Genomic DNA, 21,178 nt, shown 5'->3' on the forward strand with positions numbered 1-21,178 from the left:
ATGAAGGTCCTGAGCCCAACCGCCCTGGAGCAGATTTACGCCCACGCCGACCGCAGCTACCCCGAGGAATGCTGCGGTTTCGTTTTCGCCGATGGCACCGTGCACCTGGGCAGCAACATCCAGAACGAGCTGCACCGCAAGAACCCCGAGATGTATTCACGCAGTGCAGCCAACGGTTACACCTTTTCGGTGGCCGACACGCTCATGATGAACAAGGCGTTTCGCAGTGATAACCCGGTGGTGGTGATCTACCACTCCCACCCTGACGTCGGCGCGTATTTCAGCGACGAAGACCAGGACAAGGCCCTCTTCATGGGCGAGCCGATCTACCCCGTAAGTTACCTGGTGGTCGATGTTCGCCAGGGCAAGACCCAAGGTTCAAAACTGTTTGCCTGGGATGGCAAGCGCTTCGCCCAAACCCCCTTCAACGACCTGCAAACGGAGTTGTGCATGAACGCTGTCTCTTTCCCCGACATCCTGGTCCGCGTGGCCAAGCTGCCAGCATCGACCCTCGAGGGTGCCGGATCGACATTGCGCGAAGTCATTGAAAACCTCTGCATCGAGCACCCGCAATTGCGGGCGCACCTGCTCTACGAGAATAACCAGCTCAAGGAACACTTCCTGTTCACCGCCGAAGAGGAACTGATCGACGCCAACGACCGGTTGCCCGAAAAGGCCAAAATCGAAGTGCTGCTGGCCACCTCCGGCGGCATGGACGTCGACCAACTGAGCAACGAGGAAGTGCAGCGCTACGTGCGCCACATCACCCTGCCCGGCGTCGGCCGCGAAGGCCAACTGAACCTGAAGAAAGCCAAGGTGCTGATCATCGGCACCGGCGGCCTCGGTTCGCCCATCAGCCTGTACCTGGCGGCGGCCGGCATCGGCACCCTGGGGCTGGTGGATTTCGACGTGGTGGAAAGCAGCAACCTGCAACGCCAGATCGTCCACGGCAACAGCACCCTGGGCCTGCCCAAGGTGGAGTCCGCCAAGCAACGCTTGCAGGACCTCAACAGCCACATTCAGATCAACACCTACGACACCGCCTTCAACACCGACAACGCCCTGGAACTGGTGGGCGCCTATGACCTGGTGATCGACGGCACCGACAATTTCGAAACCCGCTACCTGGTCAACGACGCTTGCGTGCAGTTGGGCAAGCCGTTGGTGTACGGCGCCATCTATCGCTTCGACGGGCAGATCAGCGTGCTCAACTATAAAGGCGGGCCGTGCTATCGCTGCCTGTTTCCCCAGGCACCGCCGGCGGAACTGGCGCCCAACTGCAGCGCCGGCGGTGTCATCGGCGTATTACCCGGGGTGGTCGGGATGATCCAGGCCACCGAGGCGATCAAGCTGTTGATCGGCATTGGCGAACCACTCTCGGGCCGGCTGATGCGCTTTGATGCGCTGGCGATGAAGTTCAGCGAGATCCGCTTCAAGCGCCGCGCCGACTGCCCGTGCTGTTCCGAACTGCGCCACACCCAAAGCATCGCACCCGCCGTCTGCGCCGATGCGATGCCAAGCCAACCGTCCCTGGCCGAAGAGCGCTACATCAAGCCTCGGGTGCTCAAGCAACTGCTGGAACAACACAGTAAGGCCGACGTACTGCTGGATGTGCGCGACGCCAGCGAGCTGGAAGTGTGCAAATTGCCGGGGGTGGTGCATATCCCGCTGGCCGAACTCGACGGGCAACTCGCCAACCTCAGCCGTGACAACACCCACTACCTCATCTGCTACGCCGGAACCCGCGCGGAGCAAGCCGCCAGCACGTTGCTGGCCGCCGGATTCGTCAACACCAAAGTACTGCAAGGCGGCATGAAACACTGGGTTCGCGACGTCGAACCCGACATGCCTTTGTACTGATCAGCGGCCATGGGTTCTTACTTGATGTTGCATAACTCGATACTCGACGCCATTGGCCAAACGCCCATCGTGCGCCTGGAACAGTTTTCCGAAGACCTTGGCATCGAGGTCTACGCCAAGCTGGAATCCCTCAACCCCGGCGGCAGCCACAAGGCGCGCATCGCCCTGGGGATGATCCTCGACGCCGAGCGCCGGGGCATTCTGATTCGCGGCTCCGGGCAAACCATTATCGAACCCAGCGGCGGCAACACCGGCATCGGCCTGGTGATGGCCGGCAACGTGCTGGGCTACAAAGTGGTGCTGGTGATCCCCGACAACTACAGCCCGGAGAAGCAGAAACTGCTGCGGCTGTATGGTGCCAAGGTGGTGCTGTCAGACAGCCGCCAGGGCAACAATTCCCACGGCGAAAAGTGCATGGAGCTGCAGCTGGAAAACCCCAGCTACGTGATGCTCAACCAGCAGCGCAACGGCGCCAACCCGCAGACCCACCGTGACACCACCGCCCGGGAAATCATCCGCGCCTTCGGCGAGCTGCGGGTCGACTACTTCGTCAGCGGCATCGGCACCGGCGGCCATATCACCGGCATCGGCGAAACCCTCAAGAGCACCTGGCCGGCAATCCGCGTGATGGGGGTGGAGCCGGAAGAATGTGACCTGCTCAGCGACCGCCACGCGCCGCACCATATCCAGGGCCTGTCCATCGGGTTGATCCCGAGCATTCTCAACGTCGCGATCATTGACGGAATGCTCAAGGTGTCGCGTCAGGAATGCCTCGATATGATCAAACGCATCATGCGCACCGATGCCATCAGCCTCGGGCTGTCGTCGGCCGCCAACATGGTAGCCATCGCCAAGCTGGCGCCGGAGCTGCCCACCGATACCGTTGTGCTGACCATGGTCTACGACAGTGCCGACAGCTATTTGCCCTGTTTTGAATAACAACTATTGCGGGGGTGCCTCCATGGGGGGCTTTATCGACATGCAACAGCTGCACGATGAGTTGCTCACCCACCTCATCACCACGCTTACGCCTGCGCAGTTGAAGCAGCTGGAGGCGCATCTTGCGCCGCTGATCCAGGCAGCGGCCCAGGCGGTGGCCGAAGATCTGATCGCCTATGCCTGGCGCGACCCGGCGTCCCGTGGGCGCGGTGAGCTGATCCTGGAGTCCTACGCCTCGTTCAAGGCCGTGCTGTACTACCGGCTGGCGCACCTGGTGTGGAATTTCCCGGACACGAACAACGGCGTGTTTTCCACCATCGCCCTGAAGCTGAGCAACCAGGGCAAGATTCTGTCCGGCGCCGAAATTCACCCCGCCGCACGGATCGGCCGACGCTTTGTGCTGGACCACGGTTACGGCACGGTCATCGGTGAAACCTGCGAGATCGGCAACGACTGCTACATCCTCTGCGGCGTGACCCTTGGCGCCCGGGGGATCGCCAACAACCCGGACGGCAAGCGTCACCCACGGCTGGGCAACAACGTGGAAGTCGGTTCCGGCGCTCGGGTACTCGGTTATGTGTTGATCGGCGACAACGTGTTTATCAGCCCATCCTGCGTGATCACCCAGGACGTGCCGGCCGGCACCAAGGTCAAGGTGGTCAACCAGATCCAGCTCCAGAAAAACGATGAGTCGGACCACAGCAATTACCTCGGCGCGTTTGCCCTCGACGAACGCCTGCATGTGGTAGGCGAGGTCAATGCGAGCCACAAAGTGACGGTGCTGGACGCCGACTTCCATCCCCTGCCCGGCCTGCTGCTGGAGCCGACGGTCAAGGAACGCCATCACCTGCAGTTCCGCCTGCGCCATATCGAGACAACGGCCTACCCGCCGCGCCTGCCGCTGAACCTGAAAGTGACCGGGCCCGAATTTGAAATCACCCTGCTATCTCCCCCTGGTTTGAGCGCGATGGTTCGTCGCCTGCTGCAAGCCAGCCCACTGATCGTCGGAGGTTGAACATGTCTGTGCACACCATGGAAACCCTCGCGCTGTTCGACAGCGCGCCTTACCAGAATGCTTTCAGTGCGCGGGTGATTGCCGTCAGCGAACAGGGGATCGCCCTGGAGCACACGCTGTTCTACCCCACAGGTGGCGGTCAGCCGGGCGACACCGGACACTTCATCCTGCCCGACGGCAGCCGCGTCGACATCACCGGCACCGTGCGCGACCCGGTGCTGCGCTCAATCATCTGGCACCAGGTAGAACAGTGCCCTGAACAACTGGTCGCCGGAATGCAGGTGGACGCCAGCCTGGACTGGGAGCGCCGCTACCAGCACATGAAAATGCATACCTGCCTGCACCTGCTGTGCTCGATCATCGATGCCCCGGTGACCGGTTGCAGCATCGGTGCCGACAAGGGTCGCCTGGATTTCGACCTGCCGGAAATGACCCTCGACAAAGAGAGCATCACCCGCGACCTCAATGCCTTGATCGAACAGGCTCACACGGTAAAAACCCTGTCGATGCCCGCCTCGGAGTATTCGACCCTGCTGCAGATCACCCGCACCCAGGCGGTGGCACCACCGGTGATCCAGGGCTCAGTAAGGGTGATCGAAATTGCCGGTATCGACATCCAGCCCTGTGGCGGCACCCATGTGACCAATACCGAGGAAATCGGCCGGGTGTTCTGTGAAAAAATCGAGAAGAAGAGCAAGCACAACCGCCGGGTGATTCTGCGGTTCGAATAGCGGCCGTGCGGCGGCTAGGGTGCCAACGCCCTAGACGCCGTTCGTACAGGAAACTGACAGCAAATTTATGTGCTTGTAACATTCAGAAACGTACAATCCCGCCAGCAACGCCTCGTTGCCCCTGACTCGCGAAAACAGCGCCCTTCCTTCTCGGTGGGTCATTCGTGCAGCAGCTAAGCTCACTCCCATCACGCCCCTGAACCTGAACGCTGCAGGACTGACTGCCTATGAACAGAGTGTTCCGCCACTATATCCCTGCGTCCACGTTGCGCTTGCTGCCCAACCGCTGGGACTTGGTCGCCCTGCCCCTGGTGATCGGCTTTTTACTGTTTTTCTCCATCACGGCCCGGGAAACCTGGGCGCCCATCGCCACCTTGCAAAGTGAAGTCATCTCCCTCGACCCGGCCAACCTGCCGGAGTACGCGATGCGCACCACGATGCGCATGCTGGCGGCGATGGTTGCAGCACTGGTGTTCACGCTGTTGTACGGCACCCTGGCCGCCAAAAGCCGGCGCGCCGAAAAACTGCTGGTGCCCGTGCTCGACATCCTGCAATCGGTACCGGTACTGGGCTACATCTCGTTTACGGTAACGTTCTTCCTGCTGCTGTTCCCCGGGCGCGTGCTCGGCGCGGAGTTCGCCGCAATCTTTGCGATTTTCACCAGCCAGGCCTGGAACATGACGTTCAGCTTCTACCAGTCGCTGCGCATGCTGCCCCACGACCTGGTGGAGGTGTCGACCAACCTGCGACTTTCCGGTTGGCAGCGGTTCTGGAAGCTCGACGTGCCCTTCGCCATGCCGGGGCTGGTGTGGAACATGATGATGAGCATGTCCGGCGGCTGGTTTTTCGTGGTCGCCTCCGAGGCCATTACCGTCGGCGACAAGACCATCACCTTGCCGGGCGTAGGTTCGTACCTGGCCCTGGCGATTGCCCAGAAAGACCTGCACGCCGTGGGTTACGTGATCCTGGCGATGATTGTCGTCATCCTGATGTACGACCAGTTCCTGTTCCGCCCGCTTGTGGCCTGGGCCGATAAATTCCGCATGGAAACCACCGCCTCCCAGGGCGCCGCGCCGCAATCCTGGCTGCTGAACCTGATCCAGCGCACGCGCATCGTCCAGCGCATCCTGCGGCCTGTCACCCGCGCCATCAGCCGCATTGGCAACAAACGCTTCAGCCTGGCGGGCGGTGCACTCAAGGCATTGCCGGCAGAAACACCAAGGGCGTCAAAAGTGATCGACTGGGTGTGGGGCGCACTCATCGCGCTGCTGGCCGCCTATGCGCTGTATCACATCGTGCAGTACGTCGGCACCGAAGTGACCCTCGCCGAAGTCGGCCATGTATTTGTGCTGGGCCTGATCACCCTGTTGCGGGTGGCTGGCCTGATCCTGATCGCCTCACTGATCTGGGTGCCGCTGGGCGTGATGATCGGCTTGCGCCCGGCCCTGGCGGAAAAAATCCAGCCGCTGGCGCAGTTTCTCGCGGCCTTCCCGGCAAACCTGCTGTTCCCGGTGTTCGTCATCGTGATCCTGCACTACAACCTCAACCCGGATATCTGGCTGAGCCCGCTGATTGTGCTGGGCACCCAGTGGTACATCCTGTTCAACGTGATCGCCGGCGCCAGCGCCTTCCCAAATGACTTCAAGGAAGCCGCCGCCAACTTCCGCATTCGCGGCTGGTTGTGGTGGCGCAAAGTGATGCTGCCGGGGATTTTCCCGTACTACGTCACCGGCGCGATTACCGCCTCGGGCGGTGCCTGGAACGCCAGTATCGTGTCCGAGTACGTGTCCTGGGGCCAGGACAATGTGGTCGCCCACGGGCTGGGCGCCTATATCGCCCAAACCACCGCGGCCGGCGACTTCCCGAAGATCGCCCTGGGCGTGGTGGTGATGTCGATCTTCGTGGTGGCGTTCAACCGTGCTGTGTGGCGGCCGATGTACGCCATGGCTGAAAACAAACTTCGTCTGAATTGATGGGATTCGCTGTGATGACTACCTATACCGAGCACGCCGCCGACACCCCGGAAATCTACTCGTTGAAAAACGTGAACCGGGTGTTCGGCAAAGGTAAAGACGAGCTGCAAGTCCTCAGCGGCGTGGACTTGAGCCTGCACGAGGGCGAGATTGTCGGCATGCTTGGTCGCTCCGGCTCGGGCAAGTCGACCTTGCTGCGCATCATCGCGGGGCTGATCCAGCCGTCGTCGGGCGAAGTACGCTACAACGGCGCGCCGCTCAACGGCCCGGCCGAAGGCGTGGCCATGGTGTTCCAGACCTTTGCGCTGTTCCCGTGGCTGACCGTGCTGGAAAACGTTGAAGCAGGCCTGCAAGCCTTGCAGGTGGAGCGCAAGGAAACCCGCAGGCGCGCCCTGGCGGCCATCGACCTGATCGGCCTGGACGGTTTTGAAAACGCCTACCCCCGTGAACTGTCCGGCGGCATGCGCCAACGCGTGGGGTTCGCCCGCGGACTGGTGGTCAACCCGACCCTGCTGCTGATGGACGAACCGTTCTCGGCGCTGGACGTGCTCACCGCTGAAACCCTGCGCACCGACCTGCTGGATCTGTGGAGCGGCAAGCAGTTGCCGATCAAATCAATCCTGATCGTGACCCACAACATCGAAGAAGCGGTGCTGATGTGCGACCGCATCCTGGTGCTGTCGTCCAACCCTGGACGGGTAGTGGCCGAGATCAAGGTGCCGTTTGCGCACCCGCGCAACCGCCTGGACCCGACCTTCCGGCAAATGGTCGACGACATCTATGCCCTGATGACCGACCGCCGTAGCGCCGACGCGAGCAGAGGTTTGCCTGAGCTGAAAATGGGCAGCCTGTTGCCGGAAGTCTCCACCAACCTCATGGCCGGCTTGATCGAAACCCTGGCCGCCGAGCCCTACAACGGCCATGCCGGCCTGCCGACCGTGGCCGAACGGCGCTTGCTGGAAGTCGATGATCTGTTCCCGGTGGCGGAGATGCTTGAGCATCTGGGCTTCGCCGAGCTCAAGGGTGCCGACATCACCCTCACCGACGCCGGCAAACTGTTTGCCGACTACGGCACCCAGGAGCGTAAAACCCTGTTCGCCGAACACTTGATCCGCCACGTGCCATTGGCCGCGCGCATTCACCAAGTGTTGCTTGAACGCAGCGGCCATCGGGCGCCACGGGTGCGCTTCGAGCAGGAACTGGAAGACTCGATGACGGAAGCTTTTGTGGAAAAGACCCTGGAAAGCGTGGTGGCGTGGGGACGGTATGCGGAGATTTTCTCCTATGACGACCATACCGAGACATTCAGCCTGGATGATGTGGAAGGCAGCATGTAACGGCGTGATCTCGACACATTGATCGTTCCCACGCTCTGCGTGGGAATGCCGCCAGGGACGCTCCGCGTTCCACTGCTGGCGCAAGGCTTGAGTCCTGCGCAATGGTGACGCGGAGCGTCACAGGATGCATTCCCACGCAGAGCGCGGGAACGATCAGTAACGATCATTTTTAGATGACGAACAGGTCGACAAACCGGTTTACCGGAGTGGCCTCAAGCCGTGCCTGATCCTTGCACAGCGCAAAAATCTCGGCACTGCGCTGCGCGGTAAACCGGGTCGCCAGGTTGGCCTTGAACTTGTCTTCCAGCAACGGAATACCATCCACCCGACGGCGACGGTGGCCAATCGGGTATTCCACGGCCACCTGTTCGGTGCTGGATCCATCCTTGAAGAACACCTGCACCGCATTGGCGATGGAGCGCTTGTCGGCCTCCAGGTATTCGCGGCTATAGCGCGGGTCTTCGACGATGACCATCTTCTCCCGCAGCTCATCAATGATCGGATGGGCCGCGTGGAACTCATCTTCGTATTGCTCGGCCACCAGATTGCCAAACGCCAGCGGCACGGCGGTCATGTATTGCAGGCAGTGATCACGGTCGGCCGCATTGGCCAACTGCCCGACCTTGGAGATGATGCGAATCGCCGACTCGTGGGTGGTGATGACAATCCTGTCGATCTCATGCAGGCGAGTCTTCATTTGCGGGTACAAGGTGACCGCCGCTTCACAGGCGGTTTGCGCGTGGAACTCGGCAGGAAAGCTGATCTTGAACAGCACGTTCTCCATCACATAGGTGCCGTAGGGCTGGGACAGGCTGAAGGCGCGCTTGTCTTCGGGCTTGAGCGCCAGGTCCTTGTTGGTGTGGCTGAACAGCACGTCATAAAAGCCCCACTGCGGCGCGCTCAGGACACCGGGAATACCCATCTCGCCACGCATGGCGATGTCGGCCAGCCGTACCCCGCGACTCGACGCATCCCCCGCTGCCCACGACTTGCGCGAACCGGCGTTCGGCGCATGGCGATAAGTGCGCAACGCCTGGCCATCGACAAACGCCTGGGACAGTGCCGACAGCAGTTGCTCACGGTTGGCGCCCATCAGTTTTGCGGTGACGGCAGTGGAGGCGACTTTCACCAGCAACACATGGTCAAGGCCGACGCGGTTGAAGGAGTTTTCCAGGGCGATCACGCCCTGGATTTCGTGGGCCATGATCATCGCCTCCAGCACGGCCCGCACGGTCAGCGGCGCATCGCCATTGGCCACGCGTTTTTGCGAGAGGTGATCGGCGACCGCGAGGATACCGCCGAGGTTATCCGAGGGATGACCCCATTCGGCGGCGAGCCAGGTGTCGTTGTAGTCGAGCCAGCGCACGATGCAGCCGATGTCCCACGCGGCCTTGACCGGGTCCAGGCGGAACGAGGTGCCCGGCACCCGTGCGCCGAACGGCACCACCGTGCCTTCCACAATCGGCCCCAGGTGCTTGGTGCACTCCGGGAAACGCAGGGCCAGCAGGCCGCAACCGAGGGTGTCCATCAGGCAGTTGCGGGCGGTGTCGAGGGCATCGCGGGATTCGATCCTGAAATTCAGGACATAGTCGGCGATGTCCTGCAGGACCTGGTCGTAGTCGGGGCGGTTGTTCTGGTCGACGTTGGCGCTCATGGCAGTACTCCAAAATGGGTTAGGTGCGGTCCATCCTCAGGGTCAGGGTTGAAGTTTTATAAAAGGCAGGTCTTGGTGCCTGCCTGTGATCGTTCCCACGCTCTGCGTGGGAATGCCGCCTTGGACGCTCCGCGTCCCGCACGGCGCAAGGTTAGAAAGCGTCGCCGGGTACGCGCACGAACCCTTCCATCAACACCCGCGCACTGCGGCTCATGATGGCTTTTTTCACGACCCACTCACCGTTGACCTGGCTGGCCTCGGCGCCTACCCGCAGCGTCCCGGACGGATGCCCGAACCGCACGGCATTGCGTTCCACACCGCCCGCCGCCAGATTCACCAGCGTGCCGGAAATCGCTGCCGCCGTGCCAATCGCCACCGCCGCCGTCCCCATCATTGCGTGGTGCAACTTGCCCATGGACAGCGCCCGTACCAGCAGGTCCACATCGCCCGCCTTGATCGCCTTGCCACTGGATGCCACGTAATCCGCAGGCCGTGCCACAAACGCGACTTTCGGCGTGTGCTGGCGCTGGGCCGCTTCGTCCAGATGCTTGATCAACCCCATGCGCAACGCACCGTGGGCGCGGACGGTTTCAAACATCGCCAGCGCTTTGGGGTCTCCATTGATCGCGCCCTGCAGCTCGGTGCCGGTGTAGCCCAGGTCCTGGGCGTTGATGAAGATGGTGGGAATCCCGGCATTGATCAGCGTCGCCTTGAACGTGCCGACACCCGGCACTTCCAGGTCATCCACCAGGTTGCCGGTAGGAAACATCGAGCCACCGCCGCCCTCTTCTTCCGCCGCCGGGTCCATGAATTCCAGCTGCACCTCAGCGGCCGGGAAGGTCACGCCGTCGAGTTCGAAGTCGCCGGTTTCCTGCACCGCACCGTCAGTGATCGGCACGTGGGCGATAATGGTCTTGCCGATATTCGCCTGCCACACCCGCACCACGGCCACGCCGTTGTGCGGAATGCGCGCGGCTTCTACCAAGCCAGCGCTGATAGCGAACGAACCCACCGCCGCCGACAGGTTGCCGCAGTTGCCGCTCCAGTCCACGAACGGTTTGTCGATGGACACCTGCCCGAACAGGTAGTCCACGTCGTGATCGGCGCGGGTACTTTTGGCGAGGATCACGGTTTTGCTGGTGCTGGACGTCGCGCCGCCCATGCCGTCGATCTGCTTGTCGTACGGGTCGGGGCTGCCGATCACCCGCAACAACAACGCATCTCGCGCCGTGCCTGGCACCTGGGCGGACTCGGGCAAATCCTTGAGATTGAAAAACACACCCTTGCTGGTACCGCCACGCATGTAGGTGGCGGGAATCTTGATCTGCGGTACGTGTGCCATGGTGGTCCTCATGGGCCGGGGCACAAACCCCGGCCACAGTTGTCAGGCAGTAACAGCCGATTCCAGGAAGTCCTGGGCAAAGCGTTGCAACACGCCGCCCGCCTCGTAGATCGACACCTCTTCAGCCGTGTCCAGGCGGCAGGTCACCGGCACCTCGACACGCTCGCCATTCTTGCGGTTGATCAACAACGTCAGCTGCGCACGCGGGGTGCGTTCGCCGATCACGTCGTAGGTTTCGGTGCCGTCGATCTTCAGGGTCTTGCGGTCGGTGCCCGGCAGGAACTCCAGCGGCAACACGCCCATGCCCACCAGGTTGGTGCGGTGGATACGCTCGAAACCTTCGGCGGCAATCGCTTCCACACCCGCCAGACGCACGCCCTTGGCCGCCCAGTCCCGGGATGAACCCTGGCCGTAGTCGGCGCCGGCGATGATGATCAGCGGTTGCTTGCGCTCCATGTAGGTTTCGATGGCTTCCCACATGCGCGTGACCTTGCCTTCCGGCTCCAGGCGCGCCAGCGAACCCTGTTTGACCTTGCCGTCTTCGATGACCATTTCATTGAACAGTTTCGGGTTGGCGAAGGTGGCGCGCTGCGCGGTCAAGTGGTCGCCGCGGTGGGTCGCGTAGGAGTTGAAGTCGACTTCCGGCAGGCCCATTTTCGCCAGGTATTCACCGGCGGCGCTGTCAAGCATGATCGCGTTGGACGGCGACAGGTGATCGGTGGTGATGTTGTCCGGCAGCACCGCCAGCGGACGCATGCCTTTGAGCGGACGTGCGCCGGCCAGGGCGCCTTCCCAGTACGGCGGACGACGGATATAGGTGCTCTGCGGACGCCAGTCGTACAGCGGCGTGACCTTCGGGCCGGTGTCTTCGTGGATCGCGAACATCGGGATGTAGACCTGGCGGAACTGCTCCGGCTTGACCGACGCCTTGACCACTGCGTCGATTTCTTCGTCGCTCGGCCAGATGTCCTTCAGGCGGATTTCCTTGCCGTTGGCATCCAGGCCCAGCACGTCCTTCTCGATATCAAAACGGATGGTGCCGGCAATCGCGTAGGCCACCACCAGCGGCGGCGACGCGAGGAACGCTTGCTTGGCGTACGGGTGGATACGGCCATCGAAGTTGCGGTTACCCGACAGCACGGCGGTGGCGTACAGGTCGCGGTCGATGATCTCTTGCTGGATCACCGGGTCGAGTGCGCCGGACATGCCGTTGCAGGTGGTGCAGGCAAACGCCACGACACCAAAACCCAGTTGTTCCAGTTCGGTGGTCAGCCCGGCTTCGTCGAGGTACATGGCGACGGTTTTCGAACCCGGCGCCAGGGATGACTTGACCCACGGCTTGCGGGCCAGCCCGAGCTTGTTGGCATTGCGCGCCAGCAGGCCGGCGGCAATCACGTTGCGCGGGTTGCTGGTGTTGGTGCAACTGGTGATGGCCGCGATGATCACTGCGCCGTCGGGCATTTGCCCCGGCACGTCATCCCACTGGCCAGAGATACCCTTGGCCGCCAGGTCGCTGGTGGCGACGCGGGCGTGGGGGTTGCTCGGGCCGGCCATGTTGCGCACTACGCTGGACAAATCGAAGCTCAGGCCACGCTCGTATTGCGCGCCCTTGAGGTCGTCCGCCCACAGGCCGGTGTGGCGAGCGTATTGCTCCACCAGGGTGACTTGTTCGTCTTCACGGCCGGTGAGCTTGAGGTAGGCGATGGTCTGCTGGTCGATATAGAACATCGCCGCCGTGGCGCCGTATTCCGGGGCCATATTGGAGATGGTGGCGCGGTCGCCCAGGGTCAGCGCGGAGGCGCCTTCGCCGAAGAACTCGAGCCAGGCACCCACGACCTTTTGCTTGCGCAGGAACTCGGTCAGCGCCAGCACCATATCGGTGGCGGTGATGCCCGGTTGCAGCTTGCCCGTCAGCTCCACGCCGACACTTTCCGGCAGGCGCATCCACGAGGCACGGCCGAGCATCACGCTCTCCGCTTCGAGGCCGCCAACACCGATGGCGATCACGCCCAGCGCGTCTACATGAGGGGTGTGACTGTCGGTGCCGACGCAGGTATCGGGGAAGGCCACGCCGTCACGCACCTGAATCACCGGGGACATTTTCTCCAGGTTGATCTGGTGCATGATGCCGTTGCCCGGCGGGATCACGTCGACGTTCTTGAAGGCCTTTTTGGTCCACTCGATAAAGTGGAAACGGTCTTCGTTGCGGCGGTCTTCGATGGCGCGGTTTTTCTCGAACGCCTCCGGGTCAGAACCACCGGCTTCGACGGCCAGGGAATGGTCGACGATCAGTTGGGTCGGCACCACCGGGTTGACCTGGGCCGGGTCACCGCCTTGCAGGGCAATGGCATCGCGCAGGCCGGCAAGGTCCACCAAGGCGGTCTGGCCGAGGATGTCGTGGCACACCACGCGGGCCGGGAACCACGGGAAATCGAGGTCGCGTTTGCGCTCAATCAGTTGGCTCAGGGATGCGTTGAGGGTCGCTGGGTCACAGCGACGCACCAGGTTTTCCGCGAGTACGCGGGAGGTGTACGGCAGTGTGGCGTAGGCGCCGGGGGTGATTGCATCGACCGCCGCGCGGGCGTCGTAGAAATCGAGGCGGCTGCCGGGGAGCGGTTTGCGGTGTTCAGTGTTCATCGTCAGGACTCGGTCACGGTAGTTGCAAAAGGAAGAACCGTTGCTGATCCAGTGTGAAACACGGTCTAAATGTGGGAGCGGGCTTGCTCGCGAAGGCGGTGTGACAGTCGCCATGTGTGTTGAATGACACACCGCCTTCGCGAGCAAGCCCGCTCCCACATTTTTGATCCGGTTTCACCCCGAGATCAGCGGTTTCTCCACTCAGCGACGTTCGATTGGCACGAACTTGCGCTGCTCAACGCCGATGTACTCGGCGCTCGGACGGATGATGCGGTTGTTGGCACGCTGTTCAAATACATGCGCGGCCCATCCTGTAAGCCGCGAGCAGACGAAAATCGGGGTGAACAGCTTGGTCGGGATGCCCATGAAGTGGTACGCCGAGGCATGGTAGAAGTCGGCGTTGGGGAACAGTTTCTTCTGCTCCCACATGGTTTTGTCGATGGCTTCGGAAACCGGGAACAACACGGTGTCGCCCACCTCCTCCGCGAGTTTTTTCGACCAACCCTTGATCACCTCGTTACGCGGGTCGCTGTCTTTATAGATCGCGTGGCCAAAGCCCATGATCTTGTCCTTGCGCGCCAGCATGCCGAGGGTGCCTTCCACCGCTTCCTGGGCGGAAGAGAAACGCTCGATCATCTCCATCGCGGCTTCGTTGGCGCCGCCGTGCAGCGGGCCGCGCAGGGAGCCGATGGCGGCGGTGACGCAGGAATACAGGTCCGACAGGGTCGACGCACACACGCGGGCGGTGAACGTCGAGGCGTTGAATTCGTGCTCGGCGTAGAGGATCAACGAGACGTTCATCACCTTGATGTGCAAGTCGCTGGGCTTCTTGTCGTGCAGCAGGTGCAGGAAGTGCCCACCGATGGACGGCTCGTCGGTCACGCAGTTGATGCGCTGGCCGTCGTGGCTGAAGCGGTACCAGTAGCACATGATGGCCGGGAACGCGGCCAGCAGGCGGTCGGTCACGTCGCGCTGCACGGAGAAGTCCTTCTCCGGCTCGATGTTGCCCAGGAACGAGCAACCGGTGCGCATCACGTCCATCGGATGGGCATCGGCGGGGATGCGCTCCAGCACTTCTTTCAGCGCCTGGGGCAGGTCGCGCAACTTGCCGAGCTTGGCGGTGTAGGCGGCCAGTTCGGCTTTGGTCGGCAGTTCGCCGTAGAGCAGCAGGTAGGCGACTTCTTCAAACTGCGCGTCGGCGGCGAGTTCGCGCACGTCGTAGCCACGGTAGGTCAAGCCGGCACCGGCCTGGCCCACGGTGGACAGTGCGGTTTGCCCGGCAACCTGGCCACGCAGGCCAGCGCCACTGAGTACTTTTGCTTCGGCCATGGTTATCTCCAATCTTGTAGTTATTAGTGAGCGCTCGCGTTACTTCTTGGCGGCGAACAGCGCGTCGAGCTTCTGCTCGAAGGTGTGGTAGTCGATGCGATCGTAAAGCTCCATGCGGGTTTGCATGGTGTCGATCACGTTCTGCTGGGTGCCGTCGCGACGGATCGCGGTGTAGACGTTCTCGGCCGCCTTGTTCATGGCGCGGAAGGCCGAGAGCGGGTACAGGACGATGGAAACATCCGCAGATTTCAGTTGATCGACTGTGTAGAGAGGCGTTGCACCGAATTCGGTGATGTTGGCCAGGATCGGCGCTTTCACGCGGGAGGCGAACAGTTTGTACATCTCAAGCTCAGTGATGGCCTCCGGGAACACCATGTCGGCGCCGGCCTCGATGCAGGCGGCGGCCCGTTCCAGGGCGGATTCCAGACCTTCCACCGCCAGTGCGTCGGTGCGGGCCATGATCACGAAACTGTCATCGGTGCGCGCATCCACGGCGGCCTTGATGCGGTCGACCATTTCCTGCTGGGATACGATTTCTTTATTCGGGCGATGGCCGCAACGCTTGGCGCCCACCTGGTCTTCAATATGGATCGCCGCCGCGCCGAACTTGATCATCGACTTGACGGTGCGCGCGACGTTGAACGCCGAGGAGCCAAAACCGGTGTCCACGTCCACCAACAGCGGCAGGTCGCACACGTCGGTGATGCGGCGCACGTCGGTCAGCACGTCATCCAGGCCGGTGATGCCCAGGTCCGGCACGCCGAGGGAGCCGGCAGCCACCCCGCCACCCGACAGGTAGATCGCCTTGAAACCGGCACGCTTGGCCAGCAGCGCGTGGTTGGCGTTGATCGCGCCGACCACCTGCAATGGGTGCTCGCTGGCCACGGCGTCACGGAAACGTTGGCCTGGAGTAGTGTTGTTATTGGAACTCATGACTCACCTCGTGATTGGGGAGCGCCGTCCGGGAAGTGACGGGCAATGTTGCGTTTGGAAGCGCCGATATGGCGGCGCATCAACAACTCGGCCAGTTCACCGTCGCGATCGGCAATCGCGTCAAGAATGCGGTGATGCTCGGCAAAGGCCTGGCGTGGACGATTGGGGGTGGCGGAGAACTGGATGCGGTACATGCGCACCAACTGATACAGCTCGCCGCACAACATTTGGGTCAGGGTGCGGTTACCGGCGCCTTGAATTATCCGGTAATGAAAATCGAAGTCGCCCTCCTGCTGGTAGTAGCCGACACCGGCCTGGAAGGCCGCGTCGCGTTCGTGGGTGTGCAGCACCTGGCGCAACTCTTCGATCTCGGCGTCGGTCATCCGCTCGGCGGCCAGGCGACAGGCCATGCCTTCCAGGGATTCGCGGATTTCGTAGAGTTCGATCAGCTCTTCATGGCTCAAGGACACCACTCGCGCGCCCACATGGGGGATGCGCACCAGCAGGCGCTGGCCTTCCAGGCGGTGGATCGCCTCACGCAGCGGGCCGCGGCTGATGCCGTAGGTGCGCGCCAGTTCCGGCTCGGAGATCTTGCTGCCGGGGGCGATCTCGCCCTTGACGATGGCGGCCTGGATACGCCGGAAGACGTTCTCCGACATGGTCTGGGAATCGTCTGACGCTATCACTGGGGTTTCCAGTTGATCCAGCATATTGTCGACACCTTTAAAAGCAATGCCGCAAAAACTAGCCAATCAGCCCCTAATAGTCAAAGAATAAATACATATTGTCGACAATCGTCTAATAACCCACCTTGCACCCTATCAGGGCATGGCCGGCTGCCAGCGCTGGCGCAAGAAAACCTTCATGTTAGAATGCCGGCCACTTTTGCCTCACATCCCTGGATGAAAAGGCGCACGAGGGAGCTTGCGCAGCAATGCCAGTCGCCTTGAATTGAACATCGCACTGCACCGCGTCAGGATTTATGAGACTCAAGCCCTTCCCCCTTTTGCTTCTACTGCTTATGCCGGGCCTTGGCGTTGCTGCCGAGAAGACCGTGTATGGGCTCAATGAATACGCCAAGTTGGCCGGCATTGACCTGGAAGTGGCCGCCAAACTCGACACCGGCGCCAAGACTGCGTCCTTAAGCGCCCGCGACATCAAGCGTTTCAAGCGCAACGGTGAATCCTGGGTGCGTTTCTACCTGGCCATCGACACCGCACATTCCCACCCCATCGAGCGTCCCCTGGCCCGCGTGAGCAAGATCAAGCGCCGCGCCGGTGACTACGACCCCGATGAAGACAAGAACTACACCGCCCGTCCAGTGATTGCCCTGGACATCTGCATGGGCACCGCTTTACGCAGTATCGAAGTGAACTTGACTGACCGCAGCGCCTTCCAATACCCGCTGCTGATCGGCTCCGAAGCGCTGAAACGCTTTGATGCGCTGGTCGACCCCAGTCTTAAATACGCGGCGGGCAAACCTGCCTGCGCCACCGACGCTCATACCGCTGAGTAATTTGAATGCGCTCTCTTAATCTGCACCTGAAAATCCTGATCGCCGTTTTGGTGGTATTGGGCATTTCGGTCACCGCCTATCAGATTTTCGTGCTGGGGATTCCCGTCACCGAGGACGCCACCGACGACCTGTGGAACATCGACGCCAAGGTCGAGTTCGTCGCCAGTGCCAAGGACCCGGTGAAAATCCAGATGTTCGTGCCGCCCCTGAGCCGCGACTTCGTCAGCCTGAACGAAAGCTTCATCTCGAATAACTATGGCGTCAGCGTCAATCGCCTCGACGGGAACCGCAAGGTCACCTGGTCGGCCCGCCGGGCCAAGGGCAACCAGACCCTCTACTACCGCCTGGTACTGACCAAGCGCTATAGCGGTGAAAAGGTCAAGATCAAGGGCCCGACCTTCCGCGACAGCATCGCCGTCGAAGGCCCGGAAAAGATTGCCGCCGAAGCCCTGCTGGCGCCGATTCGCCAGCACTCGGCCGACGTCGAGACCTTCATCAGCGAAGCCATCAAGCGCACCAACAACCTCAGTGACGACAACGTGAAGCTGCTGCTGGCAGGCGACCCGTCGACGCCGCACAAGGCCAAGATCGTCGAGCTGCTGCTGTCCATCGCCCACGTGCCGGTGGAAAAGGTGCACACCATCCGCCTGGTGGCCGACCAGCCGCAAACCCCGGAACTCTGGCTGCGCAGCTTCAATGGCAATGACTGGCTGTACTTCAACCCCGATACCGGCGAACAAGGCCTGCCGGCTGACCGCCTGCTGTGGTGGACCGGCGATGAAAACCTGATCACCGTCGATGGCGGCAAAAAGGCCATGGTGACCTTCAGCCTCAATAACAGCGAAATGAACGCGATTCGCCTGGCTAAGCTGACGGACGAAAACACCGACGCCAACTTCCTCGAATACTCGCTGTACGGCCTGCCGCTGCAAACCCAGCAGACCTTCATGATCATGGTGATGATCCCGATTGGCGTGCTGGTGATCCTGATCCTGCGCAACCTGATCGGCCTGCAGACCCTCGGCACGTTCACGCCCGTGCTGATTGCCCTGGCGTTCCGCGAGACGCAGTTGGGCTTCGGGATTGTGCTGTTCACCATTATTACGGCACTGGGGCTATCGCTTCGGTCTTACCTGGAACACTTGAAGCTGCAGATGCTGCCGAGGCTCTCGGTGGTGCTGACCTTCGTGGTGGTGCTGATCGCGGCCATCAGCCTGTTCAGCCACAAGCTGGGCCTGGAGCGCGGGCTGTCGGTGGCGCTGTTCCCGATGGTGATCCTGACCATGACCATCGAACGCCTGTCGATCACCTGGGAAGAACGCGGTGGCGGCCATGCGATGAAAGTCGCGATCGGTACGCTGTTCGCCGCATCCCTGGCCCACATCATCATGAGCGTGCCGGAGCTGATCTACTTCGTATTCACCTTCCCGGCGATCCTGTTGATCCTGGTGGGTTTCATGCTGGCCATGGGTCGTTATCGCGGTTACCGCCTCACCGAACTGGTACGTTTCAAGGCCTTCCTCAAGGCTGACTCGTAATGTTCGGCTTCTGGAAGACCTGGAAGGCCCTGGAAGCGCGGGGGATCATGGGCATCAATCGGCGTAATGCCGACTACGTGCTCAAGTACAACAAGCGCAGCCTGTATCCGATCGTGGATGACAAGATCATCACCAAGGAACGGGCCATGGCCGCCGGCATCCATGTACCGGAAATGTACGGGGTCATTTCCACCGAGAAGGAAATCGACAAGCTCGACGAGATCATCGGCGGGCGCAGCGACTTCGTGATCAAACCCGCCCAGGGTGCCGGCGGTGACGGCATCCTGGTGATCGCCGACCGTTTTGAAGGGCGCTATCGCACCGTCTCCGGCAAGATCATCAGCCATGAAGAGATCGAGCATCAGATTTCCAGCATCCTCACCGGCCTGTATTCCCTCGGTGGCCACCGTGACCGGGCGCTGATCGAATACCGGGTGGTGCCCGACCAGATTTTCAAAAGCATCAGCTACGAAGGCGTGCCGGACATCCGCATCATTGTGCTGATGGGCTATCCGGTAATGGCCATGCTGCGCTTGCCCACCCGCCAGTCCGGCGGCAAGGCCAACCTGCACCAGGGCGCGATTGGCGTCGGTGTCGACCTGGCCACCGGCCTGACCCTGCGCGGCACCTGGCTGAACAACATCATTACCAAGCACCCGGACACCACCAACGCGGTGGACGGCGTGCAACTGCCCAACTGGGACGGTTTCATGAAGCTCGCCGCCGGCTGCTACGAGCTGTGCGGTTTGGGTTACATCGGCGTGGACATGGTGCTGGACCAGGAGAAAGGTCCGCTGATCCTGGAGCTTAACGCTCGCCCGGGGCTGAACATCCAGATCGCCAACGACTGCGGCCTGACCTTGCGCACCCATGCGGTGGAGGCTCGACTGGAAGAGCTGAAGGCCGCAGGCGTGACGGAAACGCCGGAAGAGCGGGTGAAGTTTGTGCAGGAGATGTTTGGGCATATTCCGGCGGTCGAGGGATAAACCCAGTGACCTGCTCCGTACACCCGCTGCCCTACCGGGCCAACCCTGCCGAATACTTTGCAGCGATCCGCCATGCCCCCGGCGCGGTGCTGCTGGACAGCGGCCGACCGGCTGCCGAGCGTGGTCGGTATGACCTGCTGAGCGCCTGGCCAGAGACGACACTGGCGGTACTGCCGGACGAAAGCGGCAGCGATTTTCTGCAACGCTTGCGGGAAAACCTGACGTTGCTGGGTGAAGCCACGATTCCTGCGCCCTACGATCTGCCGTTTGCCGGTGGCCTGATCGGTTACCTGAGCTATGACTTCGGTCGCCATCTTGAACAACTGCCGCACCTGGCCGTGGACGACCTGCACCTGCCGGATGCGCGGTTCGGCCTTTACGCCTGGGCCTTGATCAGCGATCACCAGGCGCAGACCAGCCAACTGGTGTTCCATCCCAAACTGGCGGAAAGCGAACGGCAACGCCTGATCACCTTGTTTGGCCAGCCGGTCATCAGTGTATCGGCGGCCTTCAAGCTGCAAGGCCCAATGGCCCCGGACGTGACAGCCGACACCTACAAACACGCCCTCGCCCGCATCCAGGACTACATCCAGGCCGGTGACTGCTACCAGGTCAACTTTGCCCAACGCTTCCGCGCCCCGTGCGTCGGCGATCCGTGGGTGGCCTACTGCGCCTTGCGCGAAGCCTGCCCGACGCCGTTTTCCGGGTTCCAGAGCCTGCCGGATGATGGCGCGGTATTGAGTTTATCGCCGGAGCGCTTCGTCAAAATCAGCCAGCGCCAGGTGGAAACTCGCCCGATCAAAGGCACCCGGCCACGAGGTGCAACGCCTGCGGAAGATGCGGCCAACGCCGCTGAATTGCTGGCCAGCCCCAAGGATCGTGCCGAGAACCTGATGATCGTCGACCTGCTGCGCAACGACTTGGGCCGCACCTGCCGTACCGGCTCGGTGAAAGTGCCAGAGCTGTTCAGCCTCGAAAGCTATCCGAATGTGCATCACCTGGTCAGCAGCGTCACCGGTGAACTGGCAGACGACAAAGACGCCCTCGACCTGATCGCCGGCAGCTTCCCCGGCGGCTCGATCACCGGCGCACCGAAGATCCGCGCGATGCAGATCATCGACGAACTGGAGCCGACCCGACGCGGCTTGTATTGCGGTTCGTTGTTATACCTGGACGTGCGCGGCGAGATGGACAGCTCCATCGCGATCCGCAGCCTGCTGGTCAAGGATGGGCAGGTGTGCTGCTGGGGCGGCGGCGGGATTGTCGCTGACTCGGAGTGGCAGGCGGAGTACCAGGAGTCGATGACCAAGGTGCGGGTGTTGTTACAAACCTTGGAAAGCCTGTAGCACGCAGCCCCTCCCTGGCTCTGCGACGCGGAGCCAAGCAGC

The 21,178-nt window shown here is 61.9% G+C and carries 16 protein-coding genes; 10 read left to right on the plus strand and 6 right to left on the minus strand.

The features are described from left to right. The 6 genes from moeB to K0H47_RS07410 all read left to right on the plus strand — a co-directional run bounded on the left by moeB (nucleotide 1) and on the right by K0H47_RS07410 (nucleotide 7,855). Nucleotides 1-1,860 (plus strand): molybdopterin-synthase adenylyltransferase MoeB, encoded by a 1,860-nt coding sequence (gene moeB, locus K0H47_RS07385; RefSeq protein ID WP_177027075.1) that lies wholly within the window; start codon nucleotides 1-3, stop codon nucleotides 1,858-1,860. A gap of 24 nt (nucleotides 1,861-1,884) precedes the next feature. Next, the gene (locus K0H47_RS07390) at nucleotides 1,885-2,799 is read left to right on the plus strand and encodes a PLP-dependent cysteine synthase family protein (protein ID WP_063034033.1); all 915 of its coding nucleotides are present in this window, start codon (nucleotides 1,885-1,887) and stop codon (nucleotides 2,797-2,799) included. A gap of 22 nt (nucleotides 2,800-2,821) precedes the next feature. Then, nucleotides 2,822-3,814 (plus strand): serine O-acetyltransferase, encoded by a 993-nt coding sequence (locus tag K0H47_RS07395; RefSeq protein ID WP_063032377.1) that lies wholly within the window; start codon nucleotides 2,822-2,824, stop codon nucleotides 3,812-3,814. 2 nt (nucleotides 3,815-3,816) lie between these two features. Then, nucleotides 3,817-4,545: an alanyl-tRNA editing protein gene (locus K0H47_RS07400; protein WP_219272293.1), complete on the plus strand. Its 729-nt coding sequence runs from the start codon at nucleotides 3,817-3,819 to the stop codon at nucleotides 4,543-4,545. A gap of 227 nt (nucleotides 4,546-4,772) precedes the next feature. Next, nucleotides 4,773-6,518, plus strand: a complete 1,746-nt coding sequence (locus tag K0H47_RS07405) for an ABC transporter permease subunit (RefSeq protein ID WP_063032381.1) — start codon at nucleotides 4,773-4,775, stop codon at nucleotides 6,516-6,518. Between the two features lie 14 nt (nucleotides 6,519-6,532). Beyond that, entirely contained in the window at nucleotides 6,533-7,855 is a 1,323-nt protein-coding gene (locus tag K0H47_RS07410) for an AAA-associated domain-containing protein (RefSeq protein WP_017479087.1), read from the plus strand. A 169-nt stretch (nucleotides 7,856-8,024) separates the two neighbouring features. Here the strand turns inward: K0H47_RS07410 and prpD are convergent, their stop codons facing one another. The 6 genes from prpD to K0H47_RS07440 form a co-directional block, all read right to left on the minus strand. After that, nucleotides 8,025-9,509, minus strand: coding sequence for a 2-methylcitrate dehydratase (gene prpD, locus K0H47_RS07415; protein ID WP_219272294.1), 1,485 nt, complete (start codon nucleotides 9,507-9,509; stop codon nucleotides 8,025-8,027). 151 nt (nucleotides 9,510-9,660) lie between these two features. Continuing rightward, the gene (gene prpF / locus K0H47_RS07420; protein WP_093200478.1) at nucleotides 9,661-10,851 is read right to left on the minus strand and encodes a 2-methylaconitate cis-trans isomerase PrpF; all 1,191 of its coding nucleotides are present in this window, start codon (nucleotides 10,849-10,851) and stop codon (nucleotides 9,661-9,663) included. Nucleotides 10,852-10,893: 42 nt separating this feature from the next. Next, entirely contained in the window at nucleotides 10,894-13,488 is a 2,595-nt protein-coding gene (gene acnD, locus K0H47_RS07425; RefSeq protein ID WP_219272296.1) for a Fe/S-dependent 2-methylisocitrate dehydratase AcnD, read from the minus strand. Between the two features lie 201 nt (nucleotides 13,489-13,689). Beyond that, nucleotides 13,690-14,817, minus strand: a complete 1,128-nt coding sequence (gene prpC / locus K0H47_RS07430) for a 2-methylcitrate synthase (protein WP_219272297.1) — start codon at nucleotides 14,815-14,817, stop codon at nucleotides 13,690-13,692. 39 nt (nucleotides 14,818-14,856) lie between these two features. Continuing rightward, on the minus strand, nucleotides 14,857-15,750 hold the full coding sequence (prpB, locus tag K0H47_RS07435; RefSeq protein WP_003214976.1) for a methylisocitrate lyase: 894 nt from the start codon (nucleotides 15,748-15,750) through the stop codon (nucleotides 14,857-14,859). Then, nucleotides 15,747-16,460, minus strand: coding sequence for a GntR family transcriptional regulator (locus K0H47_RS07440; RefSeq protein WP_026078184.1), 714 nt, complete (start codon nucleotides 16,458-16,460; stop codon nucleotides 15,747-15,749). Before K0H47_RS07440 ends, prpB begins: the two co-directional genes overlap by 4 nt. A gap of 272 nt (nucleotides 16,461-16,732) precedes the next feature. On the opposite strand from K0H47_RS07440, the gene K0H47_RS07445 reads away from it, so the two are divergent. The 4 genes from K0H47_RS07445 to pabB are packed head-to-tail and all read left to right on the plus strand — an operon-like array spanning nucleotide 16,733 to nucleotide 21,136. Continuing rightward, nucleotides 16,733-17,266, plus strand: coding sequence for an ATP-dependent zinc protease (locus tag K0H47_RS07445; RefSeq protein ID WP_063032391.1), 534 nt, complete (start codon nucleotides 16,733-16,735; stop codon nucleotides 17,264-17,266). Between the two features lie 5 nt (nucleotides 17,267-17,271). Further along, on the plus strand, nucleotides 17,272-18,804 hold the full coding sequence (locus K0H47_RS07450; protein WP_063032393.1) for an inactive transglutaminase family protein: 1,533 nt from the start codon (nucleotides 17,272-17,274) through the stop codon (nucleotides 18,802-18,804). Then, entirely contained in the window at nucleotides 18,804-19,790 is a 987-nt protein-coding gene (locus tag K0H47_RS07455) for an alpha-L-glutamate ligase-like protein (protein ID WP_003214969.1), read from the plus strand. Before K0H47_RS07450 ends, K0H47_RS07455 begins: the two co-directional genes overlap by 1 nt. Nucleotides 19,791-19,795: 5 nt before the next feature. Continuing rightward, nucleotides 19,796-21,136, plus strand: a complete 1,341-nt coding sequence (gene pabB, locus K0H47_RS07460) for an aminodeoxychorismate synthase component I (protein WP_093200489.1) — start codon at nucleotides 19,796-19,798, stop codon at nucleotides 21,134-21,136. Nucleotides 21,137-21,178 lie beyond the last annotated feature (42 nt).

This window comes from Pseudomonas sp. Xaverov 83, assembly GCF_019352905.1.
GTDB lineage: Bacteria > Pseudomonadota > Gammaproteobacteria > Pseudomonadales > Pseudomonadaceae > Aquipseudomonas > Aquipseudomonas yamanorum.

Bases quoted from the DNA above. Each gene is read 5' to 3' on its own strand.
- moeB (WP_177027075.1), top strand. From the start codon at position 1: ATGAAGGTCCTGAGCCCAACCGCCCTGGAGCAGATTTACGCCCACGCC.
- K0H47_RS07390 (WP_063034033.1), top strand. From the start codon at position 1,885: ATGTTGCATAACTCGATACTCGACGCCATTGGCCAAACGCCCATCGTG.
- K0H47_RS07395 (WP_063032377.1), top strand. From the start codon at position 2,822: ATGGGGGGCTTTATCGACATGCAACAGCTGCACGATGAGTTGCTCACC.
- K0H47_RS07400 (WP_219272293.1), top strand. From the start codon at position 3,817: ATGTCTGTGCACACCATGGAAACCCTCGCGCTGTTCGACAGCGCGCCT.
- K0H47_RS07405 (WP_063032381.1), top strand. From the start codon at position 4,773: ATGAACAGAGTGTTCCGCCACTATATCCCTGCGTCCACGTTGCGCTTG.
- K0H47_RS07410 (WP_017479087.1), top strand. From the start codon at position 6,533: ATGACTACCTATACCGAGCACGCCGCCGACACCCCGGAAATCTACTCG.
- prpD (WP_219272294.1), bottom strand. From the start codon at position 9,509: ATGAGCGCCAACGTCGACCAGAACAACCGCCCCGACTACGACCAGGTC.
- prpF (WP_093200478.1), bottom strand. From the start codon at position 10,851: ATGGCACACGTACCGCAGATCAAGATTCCCGCCACCTACATGCGTGGC.
- acnD (WP_219272296.1), bottom strand. From the start codon at position 13,488: ATGAACACTGAACACCGCAAACCGCTCCCCGGCAGCCGCCTCGATTTC.
- prpC (WP_219272297.1), bottom strand. From the start codon at position 14,817: ATGGCCGAAGCAAAAGTACTCAGTGGCGCTGGCCTGCGTGGCCAGGTT.
- prpB (WP_003214976.1), bottom strand. From the start codon at position 15,750: ATGAGTTCCAATAACAACACTACTCCAGGCCAACGTTTCCGTGACGCC.
- K0H47_RS07440 (WP_026078184.1), bottom strand. From the start codon at position 16,460: ATGCTGGATCAACTGGAAACCCCAGTGATAGCGTCAGACGATTCCCAG.
- K0H47_RS07445 (WP_063032391.1), top strand. From the start codon at position 16,733: ATGAGACTCAAGCCCTTCCCCCTTTTGCTTCTACTGCTTATGCCGGGC.
- K0H47_RS07450 (WP_063032393.1), top strand. From the start codon at position 17,272: ATGCGCTCTCTTAATCTGCACCTGAAAATCCTGATCGCCGTTTTGGTG.
- K0H47_RS07455 (WP_003214969.1), top strand. From the start codon at position 18,804: ATGTTCGGCTTCTGGAAGACCTGGAAGGCCCTGGAAGCGCGGGGGATC.